The following is a 6,532-nucleotide window of genomic DNA, read 5'->3' as shown; positions in this document are numbered from 1 at the left end:
TCGTATCCGCCTACAGCACCTGGGATGATGCGCACCGCAAGGACGCACCAGGCACACATTACAAACGTGGAGAGCGTCAATGAGCATTGAAGTCAACAACGAGTCCGGCGTGGCGGTGGATGAAGCCCAGCTGGTGACGTTGTCCCGCTTCATCTTCGAACGGCTCTACATTCATCCCCAGGCAGAGCTTTCCATCCTCCTGGTGGACGAACCCGCCATGGAAAAACTCCACATTGAGCTGATGGATGAACCCGGTGCCACCGACGTCTTGTCCGTGCCCATGGACGAATTGACTCCCGGCACCCCGGATAAGCCCACCCCGCAAGGGATGCTGGGCGATATCGCCATTTGTCCCCAGGTGGCCGAGGTTCAGGCCCGCAACGCCGGTCACCCCACCCAGGATGAGATGCTGCTCCTGACAACACACGGCATCCTCCATCTCCTCGGGTTCGACCACGCCGAACCCGAGGAAAAAGAAGAGATGTTCGGTTTGCAGCGGGAACTGCTGTCTGAATTCCTGGGCAAGGATGCCCCCATGGAGACCATGCAGTGACCTGGATCATCCTGGTCGGCATGGCGCTGGTTTTCCTTAGCTTCGTCGCCTTGCTGACAGCGGCTGAGGCCGCATTCAACTTCCTGCCCCGGCACGAAGCCGAACAATCAATTGTCCGCAGCAAGGGCAAAGCCCTGGGCGGGATCCTCAAGAACCCGATCGCCCATATGCGTGCGTTGCGCTTCTGGCGTGTGTGGTTCGAAATGGCAGCTGCAGTAGCCGTGGCGGTAGTGCTGCACAGTTTGCTCGACAACGTATGGCTTGCCGGGCTCGCCGCCACAGGCATCATGGCGGTCATTGGGTTCGTATTGGTCGGGGTGTCTCCACGGCAACTGGGCAGGGCACATTCCGGCCCCGTTGTCCGCTTCACCGCTCCGCTGATCCGCTTCCTCTGCTGGGTTCTCGGGCCAATCCCGGGGTGGCTTGTGGCTTTGGGCCAGGCAGTGGCTCCCGGTGCACCCAGCGGCGACGACGCCTTCGTCAGCGAAGAAGAGTTCCGCGAGTTCGTGGACCGGGCCGCCGAGTCGGACATGATCGAGGACAACGAGGCTGAACTCATCCATTCGGTCTTCGACTTCGGGGACACCTTGGTGCGTTCGGTGATGGTACCCCGGACGGACATCGTCAGCATCGGGACCGGCTCGGACCTGGAAACGGCCATGGGCCTCTTTCTGCGGTCGGGTTATTCGAGAATTCCGGTCATCGGCGAGAATACGGACCAGATCCGTGGAATTCTGTATTTGAAGGATGTAGCCGCTGCCATGCATCGTGGCGAACCCGGGCTGCAGGCACACGACGTCGACTCCCTCGCCAGGGACGTGCGCTACGTCCCTGAGTCCAAGCTGGTGAGTGACCTTCTCAGGGAACTGCAGCAGGAATCAACGCATGTGGCGATCGTGATTGATGAGTATGGCGGTACGGCGGGACTGGTGACCCTCGAAGACCTTATCGAGGAAATCGTGGGTGAAATCGTTGATGAATATGACGCTGCTGCGGAAGAAGCGGTGGACCTTGGTGACGGTACGTTCCGGGTCAGCGCCCGCATGAGTATCGATGACCTCGGTGAACTGTTCGACATTGACCTCGACGACGACGAGGTGGACACCGTGGGCGGCCTCCTCGCCAAGGCCCTTGGTCAGGTCCCTATTGTCGGCAGCTCAGTCGATGTGGATGGAATATCGCTTAAGGCCGATAGGCTTGAGGGTCGCCGAAACAGGGTCAGCCACATCATTGCGGCAGCCATGCCAAAGGAAGACACTGACTTTGAAGACCTACTCGATGACGCCGACTCAACGCAACAGGGAGTTCCACGTGAGCAAGCAAAATAAGAAATTCGATGCCGATAGTGACTTCGGCGGCTTCCACGCAGGCTTCTCTGTGCTGGTAGGACGGCCCAATGCCGGCAAATCGACTCTGACCAACGCCTTGGTTGGCCAGAAGGTGGCCATCACCTCAGCCAAGCCGCAGACTACCAGGCACACTATCCGTGGCATTGTCCATCGCGAGGATGCGCAGTTGATCCTGGTGGATACCCCTGGCCTGCACAGGCCGCGCACGCTGCTGGGCAAGAGGCTCAATGAACTCGTGGCCGACACCTTGGCTGAAGTGGACGCCATTGGATTCTGCCTGCCGGCGAACGAGAAGATCGGCCCCGGCGATAAATACATTGCAGCTCAGCTCGCGGCAGTTGGCAGGAAGCCGATCGTTGCACTGGTGACCAAGACCGACCTCGTGGACCGGCAGGCGTTGACGGAGCAATTGCTCGCTGTCGCTGCCTTGGGCCGCGACGTCCTGGGCGAGCAGGGCTGGGCCGACATCGTTCCCGTTTCAGCCGCTGACGGGTTCCAGGTGTCCACCGTCGCTGACGTATTGATCAGCCATATGCCGTCCTCGCCGCCGTTGTACCCCGACGGCGAACTGACCGACGAGCCCGAGGCCGTCATGATTGCCGAACTCATTCGTGAAGCCGCCTTGGAAGGTGTCAGGGACGAACTTCCCCACTCGCTCGCCGTGGTGGTCGAAGAGATCGTTCCCCGTGAGGGCCGAACCGAGGACAATCCGCTGTTGGACGTGAGGGTCAACCTCTATGTGGAGCGCCCCTCACAAAAGGCCATCATCATTGGCAAGGGTGGAAGCCGGTTGCGTGAAGTGGGCACCAACGCCCGCAAGGGAATTGAGACCCTCCTGGGCACCCGGATCTACCTGGATCTGCACGTCAAAGTGGCCAAGGACTGGCAGCGGGATCCCAAGCAATTGGTCAAGCTGGGCTTCTAGCGGGCGGGATACGTCCAGGCATCATGGTGAGGCGATAAGGAACTTCCCAGACTCGGCAACTATGATGGCGGGAATCCACGTGTTTGAGGAAAGGTAAACCGAATAGTGCGACGTCGTGACGCCCGCCCGCAGGGCACCGGCACCGCTGACCCCGTTGCGGGTCGCCATGGAGAAGATGCCGAGGGCACTCCCCGCCACATGAAGCCCCGCAAGGGACTGCCGCTGTGGCTGAAGATTGTTACCGGCGTGGTCTCCGTGGCCTTGGTTGCAGGCGTTGCCTTTGCCGCCTTTTGGTTCATCCGGCTGCAGAACAACATCACCAAGGCGCCGTTGAGCGCAGGCGAAACCCGCGATAGCGGAGAAACCCTTGCCAACGACAAGTCCGACCGCCTGCAAATCCTCATCCTCGGGTCAGACACCCGTGATGGGAAGAACTCAGAGTACGGAAGTACGGAAGACTCCACTGGCTACGGCCACTCGGACGTCATGATGCTGCTGGACATATCCGCTGACAACAAGCGCGTCAGCGTCATGAGTTTCCCGCGCGACCTCCTGGTGGACGTCCCGCAATGCACGGATCGGACCAACAACCAGACTTTCCCGGCCCGCAGTGGCGTGATGATCAATGAGGCCATGGCGGAGGCTGGCATTGGCTGTGCTGTAGACACGGTGAACAAACTTACCGGCTTGGAAATCGATCACTTCATGATGGCGGACTTCAACGCCGTCAAGGAGTTGTCGCATGCCATTGGCGGCGTCAACGTTTGTGTCAGTGATCCGGTCTTTGACCCGGACTCCCGCCTTCGCCTGCCCAAGGGTGATTCCCTGGTTGAAGGTGAACAAGCCCTGGCTTTCCTGCGGACCCGGCATGCCTTTGGCGATGGAGGGGACCTCGGCCGTATCAAGGGCCAACAGGCCTTCCTCTCGTCTCTGACAAGGAAACTCAAGGATGAAGGAACGTTGGGCAATCCCCAGCGGCTCCTGCAGATTGCCGACGTCGTTACTCAGAACCTCACCGTTGATGAGGGCCTGGCATCCGTGCCGTCGTTGCTGACCATCGGCGGACGGTTGAAGGACATTGATGTGTCCAAAGTTGCGTTTGTCGCCGTGCCAACCCAGGCAGCAGCTGTTGATCCCAACAGGCTCGAACTGGTGGAACCGCAGTCATCACAGCTCTTTGCAGCACTCCGGGCGGACCTCGACCTGACCACCCCGGGGGCCACCTCTTCGCCGCAGGCCACAGAGACTCCGGCGCCGCAGCCAACAGCGTCCGCGCCTGCGGTCCCTGCCTACGACAAAGCGATCCAGCCCGTTGCGGTAGCTAACGGCACTGGAGTGCCTGCACGGGCCCAAGAGATCATGGCAGTACTGACAGGCAACGGCTTTACGCAGGCCGTGTCTTATCTGGCAAACCCGGTGGACCAGACAGTTCTCTACTACGGAGCAGGTTTTGCCGACGTCGCCACGGACGTGGCGGCGCTCTACGGCATCCCGGCTTCACAAGTGCAGGAAGCGCCGGGCGTGGCAGGGGTGCAGCTCTATGTCGGCACGGACTTCGGAAGCGGCACTGCCTACGGAGCAACCTCCGTGCCGCCGGACGTGGTCAACCAGACCGCCAGCGATGCCGTCTGCCAGCAAGTGAATCCGTTATACATCGATCAGTAATTGGTACCACCCCATGCATGGGAAAGGCCGGGCCGGTTCTCCACGAACCGGCCCGGCCTTTTCTTTCCGGTGTTACCAGATGCTGACGCGGTCTCCGGGTTCCATCCACATGCCATCTGCTGCACTGACCCCAAACGCTTCATGGAAAGCATCGAGGTTGCGGGCAATGGCATTAGTGCGGAACTCGTTGGGGGAGTGTGGATCTGTGGCCAGGCGCCGGATCGCCTCCTCGCGCCTGATGACCTGGCGCCATCCTGCTGCCCAGGACATGAAGAAGCGCTGCCGGCCAGTGAAGCCGTCGATCACCTCCGGCTCGGCACCACCGAGGCTGAGCAGGTAGGCCTTGTAAGCAATGGTCAGGCCGCCGAGGTCGCCGATGTTCTCGCCGAGGGTGAGTTTGCCGTTGACCTTGTGGTCGGGTGCCGCGTAGGGGGAGAGGGCATCGTACTGTGCCACCAATTTAGCGGTGAGGGCTTCGAAAGCGGTCCGGTCCTCTTCAGTCCACCAGTTGCGAAGGGCCCCGCTTCCGTCGAACTGTGATCCTTGGTCGTCGAAGCCGTGGCCGATCTCATGACCGATCACTGCGCCGATTCCACCGTAGTTCACTGCGTCGTCAGCCTCGGCCGTGAAGAATGGCGGCTGCAGAATGGCGGCCGGGAAGACGATCTCGTTCAGCATGGGGTGGTAGTAGGCGTTGACGGTTTGGGGAGTCATGAGCCACTTGTTGAGGTCCACGGGTTTGCCGATTTCGTCCAGGTGGCGATCGACGTCGGCATCGTGGGCCCGCTCCACATTGCCCAACAGATCTGATGGATCGATGATCACGGCAGAGTAGTCAATCCATTTCCCGGGAAAACCAATCTTTGGACGGAATGCCTCGAGCTTTTTGAGCGCTTCCTTCTTCGTGTCCTCACCCATCCACGTCAGGGAGGAGATGCTCTCACGGTAGGCCTCGATCAAGTTGGCGACGAGGGTCTCCATCCGGGCTTTGTGGCCGGCGGGGAAGTGGCGGTCCACGTAAATCTGTCCAACGGCTTCGCCAAGAGCAGCTTCGACGACGGCAACGCCACGCTTCCAGCGCTCCTTGTTCCGGGGTGTGCCGCTGAGCGTGGTGCCGTAGAACCCGAAATTGGTATGCACAAATTCGGACGAAAGGTACGGGGCCGCTGAGCTGAGGACCCGGAGTGTGAGCCACTCTTTCCAAGTATCCAAGGACTCGGACTCCAGCAAACCCGCCGCGCCGGCGAAGAAATCCGGGGTACTGACCACTATTTCGTTCCGCTTTGCGGCATCAACCCGCGCAGCCTGGAACCACGTATCGAGCAGGGGGAACAGTTCCGATGCTTGATCGGACGTTTTCAGGTTGTACGTTTTCTGGGGATCCCGCAGTGTGACGTTGTCCCAGTGGTGCGCGGCCAGGGCTTTTTCAAGGGCGACAATGCGCGTTGATGCAGCTTCGGAATCCGGGATACCTGCCAGCCCGAGCAACCGGGCAATGTATTCGCCGTAGGCGGTCACGATCCCGGCAAACTTTTCTTCCCGGTAGTAGGACTCGTCAGGCAATCCCAGGCCGCCCTGCCCGATGTACAGCAGGATGCGCTCGGGATTGCCGGCGTCAGGGGCGGGGTAGATGGAGAAGAGCCCGGAGACATCTGACCGGAACAGGCGGCCGATCAGGGCAGCCAGTTCGTGGGTTGATTTCACGGCATGGACTTCCTCGAGCCGGCTCCGGATAGGGTCTATGCCTTTTGCCTCGGCTGCCGCCTCATCCATGAAACTCGCATAGAGCCCGCCTACCTGCTGTTCAACGCCGGTTGCCGACCCGCCTTTGCCTGCCGCTTCCTCGATGATCGCTTTGACGGCCAACTCCGCCCCGTCCCGCAATGCGGTGAACGTGCCTTCCAGCGGCCTGTCATCAGGGATCGTTGTGCTGTTGAGCCACGCGCCGTTGACGTGTTGGTAAAGGTCGTCCTGGGGCCGGACGCTGTGATCTATGTTCGAAAGAGTGATCCCCGACTGTGGCACTGTGGCTCCTTGTGT

General features: G+C 60.6%; 5 protein-coding genes. 4 read left to right on the top strand and 1 reads right to left on the bottom strand.

Going from position 1 to position 6,532, the window contains the following annotated elements; translation table 11 throughout:
* The first annotated feature begins 79 nt into the window (after window positions 1-79).
* From ybeY to HP499_RS01950, 4 genes are all read left to right on the top strand, one after another.
* Window positions 80-553 (top strand): rRNA maturation RNase YbeY, encoded by a 474-nt coding sequence (gene ybeY / locus HP499_RS01965; protein WP_089595199.1) that lies wholly within the window; start codon window positions 80-82, stop codon window positions 551-553.
* The gene (locus HP499_RS01960) at window positions 550-1,881 is read left to right on the top strand and encodes a CBS domain-containing protein (protein ID WP_172322284.1); all 1,332 of its coding nucleotides are present in this window, start codon (window positions 550-552) and stop codon (window positions 1,879-1,881) included. The genes ybeY and HP499_RS01960 overlap by 4 nt, the downstream gene beginning before the upstream one ends.
* Entirely contained in the window at window positions 1,865-2,827 is a 963-nt protein-coding gene (era, locus tag HP499_RS01955) for a GTPase Era (protein ID WP_172322283.1), read from the top strand. The genes HP499_RS01960 and era overlap by 17 nt, the downstream gene beginning before the upstream one ends.
* 105 nt (window positions 2,828-2,932) lie before the next feature.
* The gene (locus tag HP499_RS01950; RefSeq protein WP_172322282.1) at window positions 2,933-4,492 is read left to right on the top strand and encodes an LCP family protein; all 1,560 of its coding nucleotides are present in this window, start codon (window positions 2,933-2,935) and stop codon (window positions 4,490-4,492) included.
* Between the two features lie 72 nt (window positions 4,493-4,564).
* On the opposite strand, the gene HP499_RS01945 is transcribed toward HP499_RS01950, so the two are convergent.
* Window positions 4,565-6,517 carry a M13-type metalloendopeptidase gene (locus HP499_RS01945; protein WP_172322281.1) on the bottom strand — a complete coding sequence of 651 codons (1,953 nt, stop codon included), beginning with the start codon at window positions 6,515-6,517 and terminating at the stop codon, window positions 4,565-4,567.
* Window positions 6,518-6,532: the final 15 nt, after the last annotated feature.

The sequence above is a fragment of the Paenarthrobacter sp. CM16 genome (assembly GCF_013179505.1).
Classification (GTDB): Bacteria; Actinomycetota; Actinomycetes; order Actinomycetales; family Micrococcaceae; genus Arthrobacter.
This window is presented reverse-complemented; position numbering and strand designations above follow the sequence as displayed.

Bases quoted from the DNA above. Each gene is read 5' to 3' on its own strand.
- ybeY (WP_089595199.1), top strand. From the start codon at position 80: ATGAGCATTGAAGTCAACAACGAGTCCGGCGTGGCGGTGGATGAAGCC.